The sequence below is a fragment of the Prevotella sp. P4-67 genome (assembly GCF_002251325.1).
Classification (GTDB): domain Bacteria; phylum Bacteroidota; class Bacteroidia; order Bacteroidales; family Bacteroidaceae; genus Prevotella.
In genome coordinates this window covers 129,406-147,042 of record NZ_NPJL01000033.1, presented here as the reverse complement: position 1 = coordinate 147,042, position 17,637 = coordinate 129,406, and the positions used below count along the sequence as shown (strand labels likewise).

17 protein-coding genes are annotated in these 17,637 nt (G+C 44.4%); all 17 read right to left on the bottom strand.

The features are described 5' to 3' along the window. Positions 1-138 precede the first annotated feature (138 nt). Positions 139-546: a DUF4134 family protein gene (locus tag CIK92_RS05485; RefSeq protein ID WP_094388417.1), complete on the bottom strand. Its 408-nt coding sequence runs from the start codon at positions 544-546 to the stop codon at positions 139-141. 121 nt (positions 547-667) lie between these two features. Continuing rightward, complete coding sequence (locus CIK92_RS05480; RefSeq protein ID WP_094386519.1) at positions 668-1,021, bottom strand: DUF4134 family protein; 354 nt, start codon at positions 1,019-1,021, stop codon at positions 668-670. After that, the gene (locus CIK92_RS05475) at positions 1,018-1,467 is read right to left on the bottom strand and encodes a hypothetical protein (protein WP_094388416.1); all 450 of its coding nucleotides are present in this window, start codon (positions 1,465-1,467) and stop codon (positions 1,018-1,020) included. The genes CIK92_RS05480 and CIK92_RS05475 overlap by 4 nt, the downstream gene beginning before the upstream one ends. Positions 1,468-1,682: 215 nt before the next feature. After that, positions 1,683-2,582: a toprim domain-containing protein gene (locus CIK92_RS05470; protein WP_094388415.1), complete on the bottom strand. Its 900-nt coding sequence runs from the start codon at positions 2,580-2,582 to the stop codon at positions 1,683-1,685. 45 nt (positions 2,583-2,627) lie between these two features. After that, positions 2,628-3,734 carry an AAA family ATPase gene (locus tag CIK92_RS05465; protein WP_094388414.1) on the bottom strand — a complete coding sequence of 369 codons (1,107 nt, stop codon included), beginning with the start codon at positions 3,732-3,734 and terminating at the stop codon, positions 2,628-2,630. Then, positions 3,731-4,207, bottom strand: coding sequence for a helix-turn-helix domain-containing protein (locus CIK92_RS05460; RefSeq protein ID WP_094386510.1), 477 nt, complete (start codon positions 4,205-4,207; stop codon positions 3,731-3,733). The genes CIK92_RS05465 and CIK92_RS05460 overlap by 4 nt, the downstream gene beginning before the upstream one ends. Next, positions 4,194-4,580: a helix-turn-helix domain-containing protein gene (locus CIK92_RS05455; protein ID WP_254046000.1), complete on the bottom strand. Its 387-nt coding sequence runs from the start codon at positions 4,578-4,580 to the stop codon at positions 4,194-4,196. Before CIK92_RS05455 ends, CIK92_RS05460 begins: the two co-directional genes overlap by 14 nt. Positions 4,581-4,738: 158 nt before the next feature. Beyond that, positions 4,739-5,494: a hypothetical protein gene (locus CIK92_RS05450; RefSeq protein ID WP_094388412.1), complete on the bottom strand. Its 756-nt coding sequence runs from the start codon at positions 5,492-5,494 to the stop codon at positions 4,739-4,741. A 533-nt stretch (positions 5,495-6,027) separates the two neighbouring features. After that, positions 6,028-7,080, bottom strand: a complete 1,053-nt coding sequence (locus CIK92_RS05445) for a hypothetical protein (protein WP_094388411.1) — start codon at positions 7,078-7,080, stop codon at positions 6,028-6,030. A gap of 21 nt (positions 7,081-7,101) precedes the next feature. Further along, on the bottom strand, positions 7,102-8,268 hold the full coding sequence (locus CIK92_RS05440; protein ID WP_094386504.1) for a site-specific integrase: 1,167 nt from the start codon (positions 8,266-8,268) through the stop codon (positions 7,102-7,104). 268 nt (positions 8,269-8,536) lie between these two features. Continuing rightward, on the bottom strand, positions 8,537-9,910 hold the full coding sequence (mnmE, locus tag CIK92_RS05435) for a tRNA uridine-5-carboxymethylaminomethyl(34) synthesis GTPase MnmE (protein WP_094388445.1): 1,374 nt from the start codon (positions 9,908-9,910) through the stop codon (positions 8,537-8,539). A gap of 157 nt (positions 9,911-10,067) precedes the next feature. Then, a complete protein-coding gene (locus CIK92_RS05430) occupies positions 10,068-10,940 on the bottom strand; it encodes a nucleoside phosphorylase (protein ID WP_094388410.1) in 873 nt (290 codons plus the stop codon). Positions 10,941-10,942: 2 nt separating this feature from the next. Continuing rightward, complete coding sequence (locus CIK92_RS05425) at positions 10,943-12,103, bottom strand: hypothetical protein (protein ID WP_144289342.1); 1,161 nt, start codon at positions 12,101-12,103, stop codon at positions 10,943-10,945. Positions 12,104-12,113: 10 nt separating this feature from the next. Then, entirely contained in the window at positions 12,114-12,482 is a 369-nt protein-coding gene (locus CIK92_RS05420) for a DMT family protein (protein ID WP_022311065.1), read from the bottom strand. Between the two features lie 10 nt (positions 12,483-12,492). Beyond that, positions 12,493-14,853: a bifunctional dihydroorotate dehydrogenase B NAD binding subunit/NADPH-dependent glutamate synthase gene (locus tag CIK92_RS05415; protein WP_022311064.1), complete on the bottom strand. Its 2,361-nt coding sequence runs from the start codon at positions 14,851-14,853 to the stop codon at positions 12,493-12,495. Between the two features lie 76 nt (positions 14,854-14,929). After that, positions 14,930-16,219, bottom strand: coding sequence for a serine--tRNA ligase (serS, locus tag CIK92_RS05410; RefSeq protein ID WP_094386495.1), 1,290 nt, complete (start codon positions 16,217-16,219; stop codon positions 14,930-14,932). Positions 16,220-16,371: 152 nt separating this feature from the next. Further along, positions 16,372-17,559 carry an aminotransferase class I/II-fold pyridoxal phosphate-dependent enzyme gene (locus tag CIK92_RS05405; protein WP_022311062.1) on the bottom strand — a complete coding sequence of 396 codons (1,188 nt, stop codon included), beginning with the start codon at positions 17,557-17,559 and terminating at the stop codon, positions 16,372-16,374. Positions 17,560-17,637: the final 78 nt, after the last annotated feature.

Sequence of the window (17,637 nt, the reverse complement as noted above, 5' to 3'; positions counted from 1 at the left end):
GCAGAGGGTCTGCGAGGGTTGGGCTTTTCGGATGCTGATATATCGTTTCTGCATCGTGATTATGCCTTTGAAAGCATGTGCAAAGATATGAAAATCAAGCCATATATGAGAAACAAATCAGAAACAAAAATCATTTTATTATATCTTTTTAAGAGTCGGTTGAGCAAGAATCGGAAAAATCAAAAAATCGCTTATTCGCTTGATACTAAGCACTTTATTTGTCACTTCCTTTCTTATCCTTTCCAACCAATTTTGGAGGACTAAGATATTCTTGACGTCCTGCTCCTCGTTGTTCATGGCGATGTACACGGAGATCGCACCGACAACGGCAACTACACCGGCGATGGCATAGCACAGCTTCACTACATAAGGAACATACTTCGCAATCTCCTCCGTGACGGTGGAGAGAGCATTGGTTCCTGCGGTGTAGTCACCAGCTGCGTTCTGCGCAAAGGTTACGGCAGTACCGCAAAGAAGCATCATGGCGAGCATCTTCATGCGATTGGCACTGAAGAGATTCTTAGCAAACTTTTTAATTTTCTTCATTTCTTTCTTACGTTTTACAGATTTTGTTAATTACTATTCACACGATTCTTCTCTCTTGGCCATTTGAGATTTTTCGTTATCCTGTTTATTTGTTATCCTGTTTGTTATCGTGTTCGTTATCCTAAATGATATTATATCCGAAGAAGGCTGGGAATAAGATGAATGCTCCAATCATGAACAGGCAAGCTCCGACGAGCATCATAATGCTCTTAGTGATGTCACCTTCTCCAGTTGTCATCTTGAAATAAATCTGCAATGCACCAATGATGGCAACGATAGCAGCGATGGCATAGGAGAGATAGACCACATACAGCATCATTGTAACTGTATAGTCATGCGCATTCGCCAAAGCATCCGCTCCCCAGCTATAGTCAACACCTCCGCATTTGGCAGATGCTAACATTGGCTGGAAGAGCAGGATGCCAGCCGAACAAAAACCGACAATCTTATGTGTTACACCCAAACCTGTTTTCATACGTTATCCCTTGAATAGAAGATTTTCGGACCACCAGGCTTCTGGTTAAGCAGCATGTTCACCATGACATCAGCCTCAGTTTCACCTGTGCTGTCAACATCCACGTCTTCCATGGAATCCTGCAAACGTTGGCATTCTTCCTCGGCACTGGTATGTTCCTTCTTAATCTTTTCCTGGTACTTGTTTGCATCGTCATCATTTTCAATCCAAGTGACGGACGATGGTTCTTCCTGTTCTTCAGTGGTATCACCATTAAGATGAAATCCGTTAGCATCTTCAGTAATGCTAATAGGTTCTTCCTGATTCTGCATCTGACTGACATCAAAGTCTTCCTCTTCTGTCTTGGGAGCATCTTTCTTCGCGTACAAATCTTGCATGATGATTGCGGAATAGTAGATGACATAGATGACTGTCAGAACTAATACGAATATGGCAAATGCACTCATTTTGATACTTGAATTTTTGGTTCGACTTAAAATTTGCGAGTGCAAAGGAACATAGATAAATCAATATAAAATGAAGAAAATTTGAATTACAATCGAATATTAACAGGAGTTTAGTTTTGAGTATAATATTGCAGAAAATATCATACTCGAAAATGTATATAAACAAAAAAGGAGCCTCGGTTGAGACTCCTTAAATACATGGCAGCACAAGATGGCTACAGTTCGGAATTAGGCTGTTTTACGAGATAGTCATTCAAATCATTATAAGGATTGAATCTGTGCGTCTCGTCAATCACAATATCACCAAGAGTTTCTTTCATAGACTGAAATGTGCGCTTGCCACCATCGTCATTGTCGAGATAGGAGTGTACATATTTATATGAAGAAAGCACACTCATAGCCTTATCAAGGCAGTTGATGGAGTTCAATATCATATAATCACATTGATATGGCAAGCAAATACGGCTGCTTTTTATGTCGGAGAGCATCATGTATGAAAGGAAATCCATAAATCCCTCGAATATTATGATATGCTCCTGGATCTCCTCGTTACTCTTCCGAATAAGAGTTATATCTTTATGCCCTATACATCCTTTATAATATTGGTTTCTGATTTCGTACCCTCCAATTCTATTACGAAAAGCGATACCGAAATAGTGCTTGTTGCGAAGGTCATAATGGACTTCACAACAATACACTCGGCTTAGATTCACATCAATCTTCCGCTTCAGCATATACGATAACAGAGCTTGATGTGTAAGAGGATGGTACGCTACATTATGCATCTGCCCGGACTCCTGCCTTTTTGGTGGGGCATCTTTCCGATGATAGATAGCGTTAATGAATGAATTGCTTTTAGGCGCGAGTATGGTAAGGGCTTCACTGGTGGTCTTCACATTGTATAGCCCTTTTATTAAGTCGAGGATGTCACCACCTTCCCCTAAACCATAGTCATACCATTCATTTCGGCTGGAGTCAACCTTGAAAGAAGGTGAGCTCTCACTACGGATTGGGGAGTTGTACCAATAAATATGTCCCCTCTGCTTTACTGCCTTGTGTCCTTCCTGTTCAAGAAAGTCCACTAAATTGATGAGTTTGGCTTGTGATATGTTCATAGTTTACATCGTAAGTATGCCAGTACATATATATAAACATCCAAACTAAACTAAACCGTCCTCATCAGTATCTTCTGACTGTTTTTCCGATTCCTGTTTCTGTGGGACATACTGGTAAGCCTTATCAGTCTTCAGTATCAGTCCCATCTCAATCAGGTATCGGAGCAAGCTGATGATGGTGTTTCGACCTCGTGAATAACCAATGTTAGAATAACCATCCATCAGAAGGTTAATCATCTTTGAATAACCCAGTGGAGCATTATCGCCAACAACGCTTTCAATAGCCTCTCGATGCTGCTCTTCCGTTAATCTGGAGAAGTGCATCTTCTTGTCACGCCTGGCAAGTTCAGCCTTGTAGCCTTCCACATAGTCTGGAAGACCGTTGTTGTCGATGCGAAACGCAAAAGGGGCAAATTCCTTGTCTCTAATGAACATGGCTTTCACCTCGCTCATGTTGCTGTCATCAATATTCTTGGTAATCTGGAGCACAGTCTCAGCCTTGTTGTTCAACTCGGAACCAATATGGCCACGGGTGTTGTCATCGCCTTTGTTCAAGTGAAGCACTGTGTGAATGTGAAGGTCATAGAAACTTGACCATCGCATCAGATCATTGATAATGTCAAGAGCCTCACTTGGATTGTTAATGTCCCTGAGCAGGTCACGTACACCATCGATGACAACTAAGCCATATCGTGAATCACCACGTAATGCCAGGGTGATGATATCGCGTCTCTGTTCTGGAGTGTACTCACGCAAAACAAAGAAGTCGATGAGTCCGCTTTCCTTGTTTAATGGGAGGTTGGCCAGCTTCAGTATTCGCTCCAGAACCTTATGACAGTGGTACTTGCTCTGCTCCGTATCAATATAGAGAATCTTTTTCTTGTCTTCAGGCAAGTGAGCTTTATATCCAAGAATCTCTTTCCCAGATATGGCAGCAGCAACAATAGCAGAGACGTTGAACGTCTTCTTACTCTTTGGTTTACCGACCGAAGCACTGAAGTTGCCCAGAGTTGCTATAGTTGCTCCTCCGCATGTGATGATTTCTGGGGGAAAAGAATATTCCTCTGTAACCTTCAGCTTAATGTGCTTTAATAATTGTTCAAACGTCTTCTGGTCAATTCTCTGATTGCCTAATGTTGTTATGTCCATCATTTCTTTTTGTTTTTATGATTAAAATTTCCTTTGAACAGATTCTCCATGTGGGTGGCTGCATATTCCTCAATCTCGTCATCAGACATGACTCTGGTTTTTGCAATCCATCTGTTAAGATCATCTCTACGAATAAAAATGGTCTTTCCATTAGGCTTGTAAATGGGGAGTTCGTGCTTGCTGGTTAATCTATAAACCAGACTTGGAGAGAGATTAAGATAGTCCGCTGCTTCAGTGACTGTCAGATACTCTTTGAGAATATACATTTTCTTCTCAATGAAAAGCATGTGAGTAGCGAGATCTTTGAGCGTCCCAAATCTTCTTAGGAAGTATTCAAGATTATTTAGCTTTTCAATCGTTGACTCAATGTCTTCAGATTTTTCAAGAACTTTCTTGGCTGCTTCAAGTCTGTCAAGCAAACTTATGATATGTACATTGTCAAGTTGGTTTGCTTGGGGAAAATCATTTGTTTTCATTGTCATTGCTTATTTCATTATATGTTTTATTCTGTAATAGCCAGTCATCAAGCTCGCTTCTATCAAAATATATTAGCTTACCTGTAGGTTTGTAGTGAGGTATTTTTCCATTACTGGTCAGCTTGTACATATGTGATTCTGTTATGCCCATATATTCACAAGCTTCTGTAACGGTTAATACCGTTTTGACTTCACTATAAAACCTATCAATATGTTCAATCGTCAAAAGTTTGGGATTGATATAGTCCAATTTCTCTTCAATACAATGAAGACGCTTGGGAATGTCACAGTTAACAAGTTCTGTGAGTCGCTGATTTATGGAAATAATCATTTCCAATGCATTGTCTGATAATGTCGTCTTACGTCTGCCCATTTTCTTTGTTTTATGATGATACATATAGAGGTTGCCCTCCGTTACCAATGTAAACCGGTTACGGAGGGCAAAAGTACATCGAAAGTCATTCATGAGAAAGAGAGATAATAGAGACTCTATCTGATTCTCTCGCTCACTCCCTGACATTTTCTTTGCAGTTATTTGTCAGTGTTTCTTTTTCTTTGATATTTCAACCCAATAGGACGAACAGCATCATCAATGATCTTCTCCTGTGCAGACAACTCCAAATCTACGATAGAGTAGAGAGCGGAAGACAGAGACTTCTGTGTCAGAGTGTCTTTGCCTGTGGAGCTGACAATGCAGCGTTGATGGGCAAGAACGTTCTGCCAGTTGCGGATGATGAGATTGTAGAGGGATAGCTGGTCGAAGAAAAAGGCGACAAGCCGATTGTTGCGAGAATGGAGAGGCATAGACAATTTGCCGTCCAGAAGAGAAAGAAGGTCGCTGGCATAGATGACTTCGCTGAAGATTTTAGCCTCGTTGCAACAACGAGCAAGAACACTAAGGTCATCATTGTCGAGACAAGAGCATAAATTGAGGTCTGATGCCTCTCTGACTTTCTTACGAGCAACAAAAGTGTTGGATGAAGGTAGCGTAGTATTAAACAGATTAAGCATTTCCCTCAGCTCTGCTTCGCTAACTCCGCTTTTGTTGAAGTAGTTCTCAACAAGGTCACGTCGATTGGTTAGTAGTGAATCAAGAATGCGGTAGTTCTTCTGATGTTCATTCTTGCTCCATGCGTCGATGGCATCGTGGAACTCATGGCTATAAACAAAATCATCAGCATAACGCTGATAAAGTTTGCCTTGGTTAACAACTTCGACCTGATAGAGGTCGTAGGCTTCACGGAGCATTTCGAGCAATCCCGAATCTCCGCTCTTGGCAGCGGTCAAGTGGCTTGTCCGCGTCAGTCTCTCAAAAAAGAGAGAGGAAAAATTTTTCTTTTCTCATTGTTTTTTATATTTATTAAATTGAAAATATAATGTAACGGCTTTTGCCGAACATTGTTATCACAGTTTTATGGCGACACATGATTTCTCTCTCATAAAGTTCCATTTATTGTCGTTTTAAAGACCCGTATTCAGTAGTCTTTATTACCTTGCTGATGAGGGAGCATACTATCTTGTTATCACCAAGAATTATCCCGTTTTGAGAAGCTGTATTTGATTTTGAACTCGCCATAATTTGCAAAATTATAATATTGAAGTGTAATAACCATATCCATGTTAGTCCATCTTACTCAACCTATTGGCTGAGCACGATTTATTGACTAACTTTGCTTATTTTGGCATTTTAAATCTCATAGTTGTACATTAAGGACCCGTGTATAATGATTTTTGTACATCGAATATATAAACACAAAAGGTGGGTAAACAAATATATTTACCCACCTCTGTTATGTTGAATGAATTAATATCTATTTGGTTTATCCATTGTTGTATTTTGAAGCGATTCTTTTTAATTCCACATCGAAAGTCCCAAAGTTTGGCTTTCTCTGCATAGCCACTAAACCTGTAACCAGACTTCCTTTATGAGGAGCATGACCATTGACAGAGAAACATGCAACAGTCTTAACCCAGTAGTCTTTGTTTGTCTTTGAGAATGTAAAATGAATGAAGTAGGAGAGGTGTTGTTGACTCTTCATCCATTCGATGGGTTTCCTGGTTGTTTGGTTTCCAAGGTTGAAGATGCTGAGAAAGTCTTCAACCGTAGTATCAGGACTTATGTAGCCGTGGTCAAGTAGTTCTTGATAAAGCGCACGTACACGACGGGCACCATAGGCAGCATCAAAATATTTGTCTTCATTTGGTGCAGTGAGCATAGTAAAGTCAACTTCGGGATAGAGCTGCATAAGTTTTCCGGCTCTTTTGAATTGCCTTTCGCTGATAGGTAATGTGGAAAGTTTATTAGCCCTGTTGATGCCCCATTGTTCTTCGAAATGTGACCATTTATGTCGCATAGTTAAATGAAGTAGTTCACCAATGGCAAAGGCGATAATCTTCAGCGTGTAGTTGTCTGTGTCGCCCTTTGGTTGATATTCAGCGGTCAAATAGCCTGCACTAACTGCACGGTCAAAAAGGGCGGCAGCTTCCTCATTGGCAAATTCGTCAACCAAGTATCTGAATTTGCCTTTGGACTCTTGATTGATGTTATAGCAGAGATCATGAATAGAATTCATCGCATTAACAACTCCAGTAAGGGCATCAAGAGTATTTTTGGGAAGTGTGTCCTTTCCATCATTTATGTAGTTCTCTAACATTTCAGGAGAACCGAGTGACGCAATCTTCTCAATGATGATTGGGTCTGGATTAAAGTTAATGTAGAGCATTATGTCCTCCTTCCACTGCTCGAATTGAAGCAATTCTTCAGCGTAGGATGTTAACTTAGTGTTTCCACCTATGCAGATGTCATATATGAGTTGCTTCGCGAACTTATTGAACTTCACAAAGCTCAAAACTGCTTCTTGTCTTGTTACCATATATATAATGTATAGAGAATTCTACTTACTTATGTCTGGAATCAAGTTGACTGCTGCTTGTTTGTTTTTGTCAAGAACTTTGGCGTAAATCTGAGTTGTCGAAAGTTCTCTGTGGCCAAGGAGCTTAGAGACTGTGTAGATGTCGGCTCCGAGGTCGAGCATCATTACAGCGAATGTGTGACGAGCACAGTGGAAAGTTAGGTTCTTAGAGATACCTGCTGCAAGTGCCCATCGTTTTAATTCGAGTGAAGTCCATGCACCATAGGTGAAACCCTCAAACACTCGGTCAACATCATTGCGACGGGTTCCTAAATAGGCTGCTGCCTGGTCTGAAATATCGAGGTATTCCTGACCACCTGTTTTCTTCTGTTTGAAAACAATACGAGTGTATTTTCCAAATTTCTGGACTTCACCCCATGTCAATTTCTCAATGTCGCTCTTACGGAGTCCAGTCAGACAAGAGAACAGGAATGTCGCTTTTAGAATGGGATAGTTACATGGAGTTGCAGCCATCTTCTTAACTTCATCGAGGGTCAGGTATTCACGGGCAACCTCTTCCTGCTTAAATCCTTCGACACCTCTGATTGGATTCTTGTCGATAATATGTTCTTCAAATGCCTGATTAAGACATGCACGTAGTTTATTGAAGTACGATACCTTAGAGTTCTGTGACAAACCAACAAATACGTAAGAAACCTTTGGGTCAGTTTTCTTCTGAGCATCTTTCTCTGCTGTGTTCAGATAATCCTTAAATCCCTGAATCCACTCGGCATCTATATCATCAAAGGTAGTTGCTTCGTCACAGTAAACTTCCAGATGCTTCAAACAGCTATGCCAGTTTCCCCAATTGCCATTTGAGTCTGGAGTCTTCAAACGGTCTTCACACATCTGACGATAGTAATCAAGGAAACGAACACCGCCTTGTTTGGGTTGTGTGATGTCGAATTTGCCATTGATGATTTCTAATTCACGTCTTGCTCTCATGGCATTGGCTGCTGCAAGAGCCTGACGGTTTTGTTCTCTTTCCTGCGCTGTAGTAGGGACTACCTGATAAAGCTTCAGGTATTCCTTATGACGCTTGCCACCAACATTGATGTCAAGGTACAGGCTTGAACTTCCATCTTTAAGCTTCTTTTCGCGAAGCTTAACTTGTCCTCTTTGGACGCTTGCTGATTTTTTCTTTGCCATAGTCATTAATCGTTTTAGAAATTACCACCGACTTTTGTTTCGAGGGACACTTTTTCTGTCCCCGGGGGACAGTTTTTGACCCTTTGCGACTATTTCGGGGGACAACTGGGGGACAAAGTTAAAGAAAAATCTGCAAATAAACAATACCAGAAACAAAAATCTGCAAAGATAAGCACAAACTTTAACACTTGAAAATAAGGGTGTTACGGACTTATTTTTGCAGATTTTATTATTTTCTTTGTAGTGGCTTCACTTTCCCACGCAAAATCTACTTTCCGATGCAGAAATGAGAGAAGATATTGCCAAGGACTTCATCCGTGGTGATGGTATTGCCCGTGATTTCGGAAAGATGAAAGAGGACTTGGCGTAGGTCTTCGCTTATAAGGTCGCCTGAAAGATTTGCGGAGAGACCTTCGATTACTCTCTGCAATGCTTCTTGAGACTGGCGTAGCGAATAGTAATGACGGGCGGAAGTGACGAGATAGTCGTTTTCATGTATCTCGGGAATGTTGGCGGCCTGGTATATGGCTTGTTGCAGTTCCTCCAGATTCGTACCGTACTTGGCACTGATGCCAATCTGGCGGAATACGCCTTTGGCTTGAGTGGGAGACTGGGTGTAGGCGTTGTGGTCTATTTTATTCCTGACGATGATAACCTTCTGATTGGTATCAATGGCGTCGATTGCAGTTTGCTCTTCTTCGTCAAAGGTGTCTTGGTCGGTCAGCCAGAGTATGATGGTCGCCTGCTTAAGTTTCTCGAATGTTCGTTCAATTCCAAGTTGTTCAATGGCATCATCTGTGGTTCGGATACCGGCGGTATCAATAAACCTGAACTTGATGCCATTAATAGTCGTAGTGTCCTCAATCACGTCGCGAGTGGTGCCGTGGATGTCGCTGACGATGGCTCTATCTTCGCCTAACAATCTGTTAAGCAACGTGCTCTTGCCAACGTTTGTCTTGCCTATGATGGCAACGGCGACGCCTTCCTTGATGGCCTTGCCACTCTCGAATGATTTGCACAGACTATCAATCTTGTTCTCAATGCTTTCGGCCAAAGCAAGCAATTCTCCCCGCTCAGCAAATTCTAATTCCTCATGGTCGGAGAAGTCAAGCTCGAGTTCAAGCAGAGACGTGATTTTCAACAGCTTGTCACGAAGTATGGCCAAGTCGTTGCTGAAGTGACCTTTGAGCTGGGACATGGCTATTTTATGAGTCGCTTTATTGGTAGACGCAATGAGGTCTGCCACGGCTTCTGCCTGACTAAGGTCCATTTTCCCATTGAGGTAAGCGCGCATAGTGTATTCTCCGGGTGTAGCTTGGCGACAGCCTTTTTCAATAAGCATTCTAAGAATCGTGGCGGCTATGAACGTAGACCCATGGCATGAGATTTCAATAGAATCTTCTCCTGTATAGGAATGGGGTGCATGGAATACACTAACAAGGACTTCATCGACAACCTCGCCGTTGGAGTCTATGATGTTGCCGAAATGTATTGTGTTTGGGCGTGCAGATTTTAGAGGCCTCTTCGAGCTTGATATAAACACCATGTCAGCAATGTCAATCGCTCTGTCACCGCTGATTCTTATGAGTGAGATGGCTCCGCCTGCAGGTGTGGCCAGAGCGCATATAGTATCGTTGTTCATCATCTATATAATAAATATGTATATGTACCTCTAATATATATCCACGCCGATGGTGGTGTTGCTATATTCTATCAGCGTCATACCGTTGTCTCTTGTTTCTCACGTAGGACAATAGTATGACGCTGTTCGTTTTATACGAGATGTCTGTCAGGTCAGACTAGATTCTATCAAGTACTTCTATGATAAGATTGTCGATAGAATTCTTGTAATTAGCATTAGCTTCCTTGGCCACCCTGTTGGCAATTACCATACAGCAAGTCATGGCTTTGTGGCCCATGAGAGCGGAGAGGCCGGCGAGCGCGCTGGATTCCATTTCAAAATTGGTTATACGTAAGTCACCATATACGAAGCTCTCTACCTTCTCGTTCTGATGAGGGTCTGCCAGAGGAATTCTCAATTCACGACCCTGGGGGCCGAAGAAACCGCCACATGCGATGGTGATGCCTCTTACCATATCTTCGCCTGCAATGCGGTCTACCAACTCTTTGTCACCATCAATCACGTAGGGCGCTGAGAGAAGTGGACTCCAATTCATGTGCTTCTTAAATGCCTCCTCAAGTTCGAGGTTGCATACGTCGTTACGTCCGGCATAGAAGTTGAGCAATCCGTCGAAACCGATGCTTTTCACGCTGGCAACAAATGTTCCAACAGGTGTGTATGGCTGGAGACCGCCGCATGTACCAATACGTACAAATGTGAGTTGCTTGAAGGTTTCCTTCTCGTGTCTCGTCTTGAAGTCAATGTTGGCCAAGGCGTCCATCTCATTCACAACGATATCGATGTTGTCACAGCCAATACCTGTGCTTTGTACAGTGATACGTTTTCCTTTATATGTACCTGTGATGGTTTTGAACTCTCTGCTTTCTACTTCACACTCCTTGGTCTCAAAATGAGAGGCAACAAGTGCAACTCTGCCAGGGTCGCCAACGAGAATAATCTTGTCAGCGAGCTGTTCTGGCTTAACGTGCAGATGGAAAATGCTACCATCTGGGTTAATAATTAATTCAGATTCAGCAAAATACTTCATAATAGTTATCTGTTAATAAGTTTGTTCTCAGAGTTTCTTATTCTCTTTTCTGTCTCAGTAATTGTGTTGAGCAGTTGCTCTGTTTCTTGTTCTTTATTGATGATGTCAGTAGATACTTTTGCTTTCTGTCCTTTCGAGAGACTTTCATAATTCAGCCTCATCTTGTCAAGTTCTTCCATCTTTTTGCGATAGAGTGCCTTTTGTCCGTTGAACATCAGGAATTGCTGGCGGTTTGCTTTGCTCCTGAAGTTATCCAGGCGATGATAGACCAGCTTGTCATTGATGACAAAGGAGAAATACTCGTCACTTAACTTGGCTGCCTGTCGTTCCAGCAGATTGGCCTTCTTTTGCAGCCCTTCTGCGCGGTTGCCAAATTTCCATGTGTCGGCGATGCTTTGGATATTGGCATACTTTTTGAGCTCATCTTCCGTCAAGTCATCCTCTTCAAAACTTTTGCGGAGAGTAGGTGGGATGAAAGTATAGATACACACCTTGCCCTTTGGCTGGTTGCGGTCGCTTACCAACCATCCTATATTGTCATACTCGTCGATGGCAAGGAAGTAGTCATTGGCTGTGGAATTGAAGGGGAAACCATAATTCTGGGGCTCATAGAACTTGCCGCTGTCGCTGTCGAATGTAGTTGTGAAGATATCGTAACCGCCAACACTGTTGGCTCCCTTTGCCGAGAAGAATAGAGTGATACCGTCAGACAAGACAAACGGATAATTGATTTGATGGAAGGCAGAGTCGATGCCTTCTACCTTGGTGCGTTTACCCCATTTCTCGCCAAGCCAGTCCAAGCGATAGAGTGTATTCCCTCTGACAGTGTCTCCTTCCGCATAATAGGCTTGGTCTCCAAATTCATTGATATAGACCGACATCATTACTGATGTTTTCTTGGCCTTGTTGAAGAATTTGTTGTAAGACATGATTTCGCCAGACTCCTTATTGAGAGGAATCTTTGTCAGGAACGAGTCTCTGTCTACCACCAGACTGTCAATAAACATGATTTTTGCGGTTGATGGCAACATGGATGCGTATAGCTTCTTTTCGGGAGATGGCTCTGTCTCCACCTTGATAGCCGGCCGTTTAACTCTGCGATGCTTTTGGGCTTGTGTTGACACGCAGGCAGAAATGAGCATCATCAATATAATCAGTTTCTTCATAATGGTTATACTATTTCATAAACACAAGATAAACTGCACAGATAATGAGCAGAAAAGCAAGAATGTGGTTCCAGTGCAAGTTCTGGCCTTGGAAGAGGATGTTGGCTATAATGGCAAACACGACCAGACTGACGCATTCTTGAATCACCTTGAGCTGTACGAGCGAGAATGGGCCTCCATTGCCATCATAACCTATGCGATTGGCTGGAACCTGACAGCAGTATTCCAAGAATGCGATAGACCACGAGAAGACGATAACCCCAATTAGGGGCCAGTCGCGTGAGAGGCCGGTTTCCTGTATTTTCAGATGGCCGTACCAAGCCAATGTCATAAATACGTTGCTCAGTATAAGTAGAATGATGGTGTACAACCCGTTCATTATCTTTTCTTTACTTGTTGTCGTTAGACATGTTGATTAGGCGCTCAGCCATGTTCTTGGCAGCGCGACGCCCGTCGCCCATTGCCAGAATTACGGTAGCGCCACCTCTTACTATATCGCCGCCGGCATACAGTTCTGGACGACTGCTCTGCATCTGTTCGTTCACGACGATGGTATTCTTTCGCCCCAGTTCCAAGCCGGGTATCGACTTGGGTACAAGTGGGTTGGGCGATACGCCCACAGCAACAATTACCTGGTCACATTCTATTGTCAGTGTTTCCCCAGTAGCTATAGGGCTTCTTCTTCCGCTTGCGTCGGGTTCGCCCAGCTTCATGATATCGAGTACGGCAGCCTTCACGCGTCCTTCTTCATCAGCCAGATATTCTTTGGGATTATGGAGTGTAAGGAAGTTGATGCCTTCCTCTTTGGCATGCTTTACTTCTTCCAGACGGGCAGGCATCTCTGTCTCCGACCTGCGGTAGGCGAGGGTGACATCTGCTCCCAAGCGCTTTGCCGTGCGACAAGAGTCCATTGCCGTGTTTCCGCCGCCTACTACCAGCACTTTCTTGCCGATATTCATGGGTGTGTCTGTCCGTTCATTGGCGGCATCCATCAGATTTACACGGGTCAGATACTCGTTGGATGACATAATATTGATGTAGTTTTCGCCAGGAATGTTCATGAAGTTGGGTAATCCTGCGCCTGAAGCGACGAATATCCCCTTGAATCCCTGTTCTTCGAGCTGCTCTACTGTTATGGTCTTGCCTACAATACAGTCGGTTTGGAATTCCACGCCCATCTTGCGAAGATTGTCTATCTCAACATCGACAATCTTATTGGGCAAACGGAATTCGGGAATACCATACTTCAGCACTCCGCCAATTTCGTGAAGTGCCTCGAATACATGTACGTGAAAGCCGTGCTTGGCCATTTCGCCAGCGAAACTCAGACCGGCAGGACCCGAACCGACAACCGCTACTTTGATGCCGTTCTTAGGTGCCATATCCGGCAGTGCGATACTATTGCTTTCACGTTCATAATCGGCGGCGAAACGCTCAAGATAACCTATGGCCACAGCCGGTTCGTTCATCTTGAGATGGATACATTTGCTTTCACACTGTTTCTCCTGGGGGCATACGCGGCCACATACGGCGGGCAGAGCCGAGGTTTGTTTCAGCACCTTGGCTGCAGCGAGGAATTCGCCGCGCTCTATATTCTTGATGAATGAGGGGATGTTGATACTTACAGGACAACCTTCCACGCATCCAGGCTTGGCACAGTCCAGACAGCGTTGAGCCTCAACGAGAGCCATCTCTTTGGTGAGGCCTTTGTTGACCTCTTCCAGTCGTGTTGTGGCGCGATAGGTGGCATCCAGTTCGGGCATTACCACACGGGCAATCGTTTTGCGCTCTTTGGCACTCTTCGCCTTTCTCAGTTCTTCACGCCATGCAGCGTTGCGGTCTGTGAGGTCGCATGCTTCGGCAGTATTGTTACACTTGCAGCTATTGTTGTCATCACAGCTCTCTTTCTCTTCAGCTACGGGAATAGTTGCGTGTTCGGCATAGTGTTCCATCTCCACGCGTTCAACGGCCTTGAAAGTACCCATACGCTTGAACATTTCATCCCAATCTACAAGGTTGCCGTTAAACTCAGGGCCGTCGATACATACAAACTTCGTCTTTCCGCCAATAGTCAGTCGGCATGCTCCACACATGCCGGTTCCGTCTACCATAATCGTGTTCAGAGAGACGTCGTTAGGGATATTGTACTTTTGTGCCATCAAGGAACAGAACTTCATCATGATGGGAGGTCCGATGGCAAGCACCTTGTCGACATGCTCGCGCTTGATGACCTTTTCCATACCTGCGGTGACCACACCTTTTTCGCCCCACGAACCATCGTCGGTCATGATGATGACCTCGTCTGAGTATTGGGCGACTTCGTCCACCATTATCACCAGTTCCTTTGTGCGACCGGCCAGTACCGATACTACTCGGTTACCGGCTTTTTTCAGCGCAGTAAGAATCGGTAATATTGCGGCTATTCCAATGCCGCCTCCAGCACAAAGCACGGTTCCGTAGTTCTCGATTTTTGATGGAGTTCCCAACGGGCCTACTACGTCTTCTATATATGCCCCTGGTTCCAATCGGCACAATTTGGTAGAAGAGAGACCTACTTCCTGTACTACCAGAGTAAGGGTTCCTTTGTCGGCATCAGACATGGCGATAGTATAGGGTACGCGTTCGCTGTTCTTGTCGACGCGGATGATGATGAAGTTGCCGGCTTTGCAGCTTCTTGCTATAAGCGGCGCTTCTATTTCAAGGCAGAATACTCTCTCTGAATATTGTTTTTTGGAAATAAGTTTGAACATGGTGGAATGATGATTTCTTGTTGTTAACAAGTGGGGAAGGGCTATTTGCCCTTACCCCATATATAATAAGGTGGAATTAGAAATTCTTGTCGTCGAGCATCTCGAAGCCGCAGTAGGGTACCAGTACACGAGGAACGCGGATGCCTTCAGGTGTCTGGTTGTTCTCAATGATAGCGGCTACAATACGTGGAAGAGCCAGGGCCGAGCCATTGAGTGTGTGGCAGATTTCTATCTTCTTAGTGTCATTGCGACGGAAACGGCAGTGCAGGCGGTTGGCCTGATAACTCTCAAAGTTGGATACTGACGAAACCTCAAGCCAACGCTTTTGTGCAGCGCTCCATACTTCGAAGTCATAGCAGATGGCAGAGGTGAAACTCATGTCGCCGCCGCACAGACGCAGAATATGATAGGGGAGCTCCAGCTTCTTCAGCAGACCCTCTACATGGTCGAGCATTTCGTTCAGACTTTGGTATGAATGTTCGGGAGTGTCGATGCGTACAATTTCAACCTTGTCAAACTGGTGGAGACGGTTGAGACCTCTCACGTCCTTGCCATAGCTTCCTGCTTCACGACGGAAACAGGCTGAATAGGCGCAGCGCTTGATGGGCAGGTCCTTCTCGTCCAGTATCTCGTCTCTGAAAATGTTGGTAACAGGAACTTCAGCAGTAGGGATGAGATAGAGATTGTCCAGATTGGCGTGATACATCTGGCCTTCCTTGTCGGGCAGCTGGCCGGTGCCATATCCGCTGGCTTCGTTCACTACGTAGGGAGGCTGTATCTCCAGATAACCGCTCTTGCGGGCCTCGTCGAGGAAGAAAGCCTCGAGAGCGCGCTGGAAACGTGCCATCTTGCCGATATAGAGAGGGAAACCGGCGCCGGTAATCTTGACGCCGAGGTCAAAATCAACCAGATTATATTTCTTGAGCAAATCCCAGTGGCAAGGAGCGTCTTCGGGAAGTTCGGGCATGGGGCCTCCTTCTTTGACTACCACGTTGTCAGCGGCATCCTTGCCTTCGGGCACGTCGTCGTTGGGTATGTTAGGGATGGTGAGCAGTATGTCTGTCATATCCTGCTGTGCCTTTGCCATAATCTCTTGCAGAGCCTTGTCGGTACATTTGAGCTCGGCAACTTGTTCCTTGGTCGAATAGGCCTCGTCCTTCTTGCCGTCTTTCATCAACTGGCCTATCTGCTTGGACAGCAGGTTCTGTTGTTGCTTGTTGTTGTCTAATTTCTGCTGGGTTTCACGACGTAGCTTGTCGTACTCCAGTACCTTCTCGATGGCTTCACGAGCACCTTTGAAGTGTTTCTTTTCCAACCCGCGCACCACGCGCTCGGTTTCTTCACTGATAAGTTTTAATGTAAGCATAACTTATACTTTATTATAATATGTATATTTACGCAGCAAAGTTAGTAATAATAATTGAAACGAACAAATAATCGTGACTCTCTTTATCTTGAAAAGAAATAAGCTGACAGAACGTCGTTCTATCAGCTTATTCCGATTGTTTGTCATTATTGTTACTTGATTATCTCAAGTTCTTTGAATGCTTTCTTCAATATCTGAACACCGCGCTCAACCTGTTCTTGGGTGTGAGATGCCATAAGGGCAAATCTTACCAGCGTATCCTGTGGTGCGCAGGCTGGTGGGATAACGGGGTTGATGAACACACCGTTGTCAAAGGCCAGCTTGGTAACCATAAAGGTCTTCTCGATGTCTCTTACATAGAGAGGTATGATAGGACTTTCGGTATCTCCGATTTCAAAGCCTTCTTCCTTGAAACGCTTCAGAGCATAGTTGGTCACATCCCAAAGGTGCTCCAGACGCGAGGGCTCCTCCTGAAGGATGTGCAGAGCCTCGAGAGCAGCAGCGGTAGCAGCGGGAGTGTCGCTGGCACTGAAGATATAAGTACGGCAGCTGTGGCGCAGGAAGTTGATGGTGTCTGCATCGCCGGCAATGAAGCCGCCAATCGATGCAAGGCTCTTCGAGAATGTGCCCATGATGAGGTCTACCTCGTCGGTCAGACCGAAGTGGTCGCAGACTCCGCGTCCCTGCTTGCCGAATACGCCAAGGCCGTGTGCCTCGTCTACCATGAGCGAACAGTTGTATTTATGCTTGAGTTCAACGATTTCGGGCAGCTTGGCCAAATCACCTTCCATAGAGAAAACGCCATCGACTACGATGAGCTTGATGGCCTCTTTGGGCAGTTTCTGAAGCACGCGCTCCAGATCTTCCATGTCGTTGTGCTTGTAGTGGAGCTGAGTGGCAAATGACAGACGGCGGCCGTCAACGATACTTGCGTGGTCGCGGTCGTCACAGATAATATAATCTCCACGGCCTACCACCATTGCGATAACGCCAGCGTTGACTGAGAAACCTGTGGCAAAGCATAGAGCGTCGTCTTTATGTTCAAACTCGGCGAGTTCTTTTTCTAATTGTACGTGAATGTCAAGAGTACCATTCAGAAAACGGCTACCGGCGCATCCGGATCCGTATTTATCAAGCGCTTTGTGGGCGGCCTCGATAACTCTCTCGTCACCGGTAAGACCTGTATAGGCGTTTGAGCCAAACATCAATACCTTGTGGCCGTCCATTTCTACTTCTGGACCCTGTTTGCTGGTTATTGCCCGGAAATATGGATACACTCCTGCAGCCATATACTTCTGTGGCTCTCGGTAATTCTTATACCTTTCTTGTAATTGTCCCATTTTAAACTCTCGTTATTAGTCAAATTTTGTGCAAAGGTACAAAAAAAACTTATAAAAGAGCGAAATGTGATAAGAAAT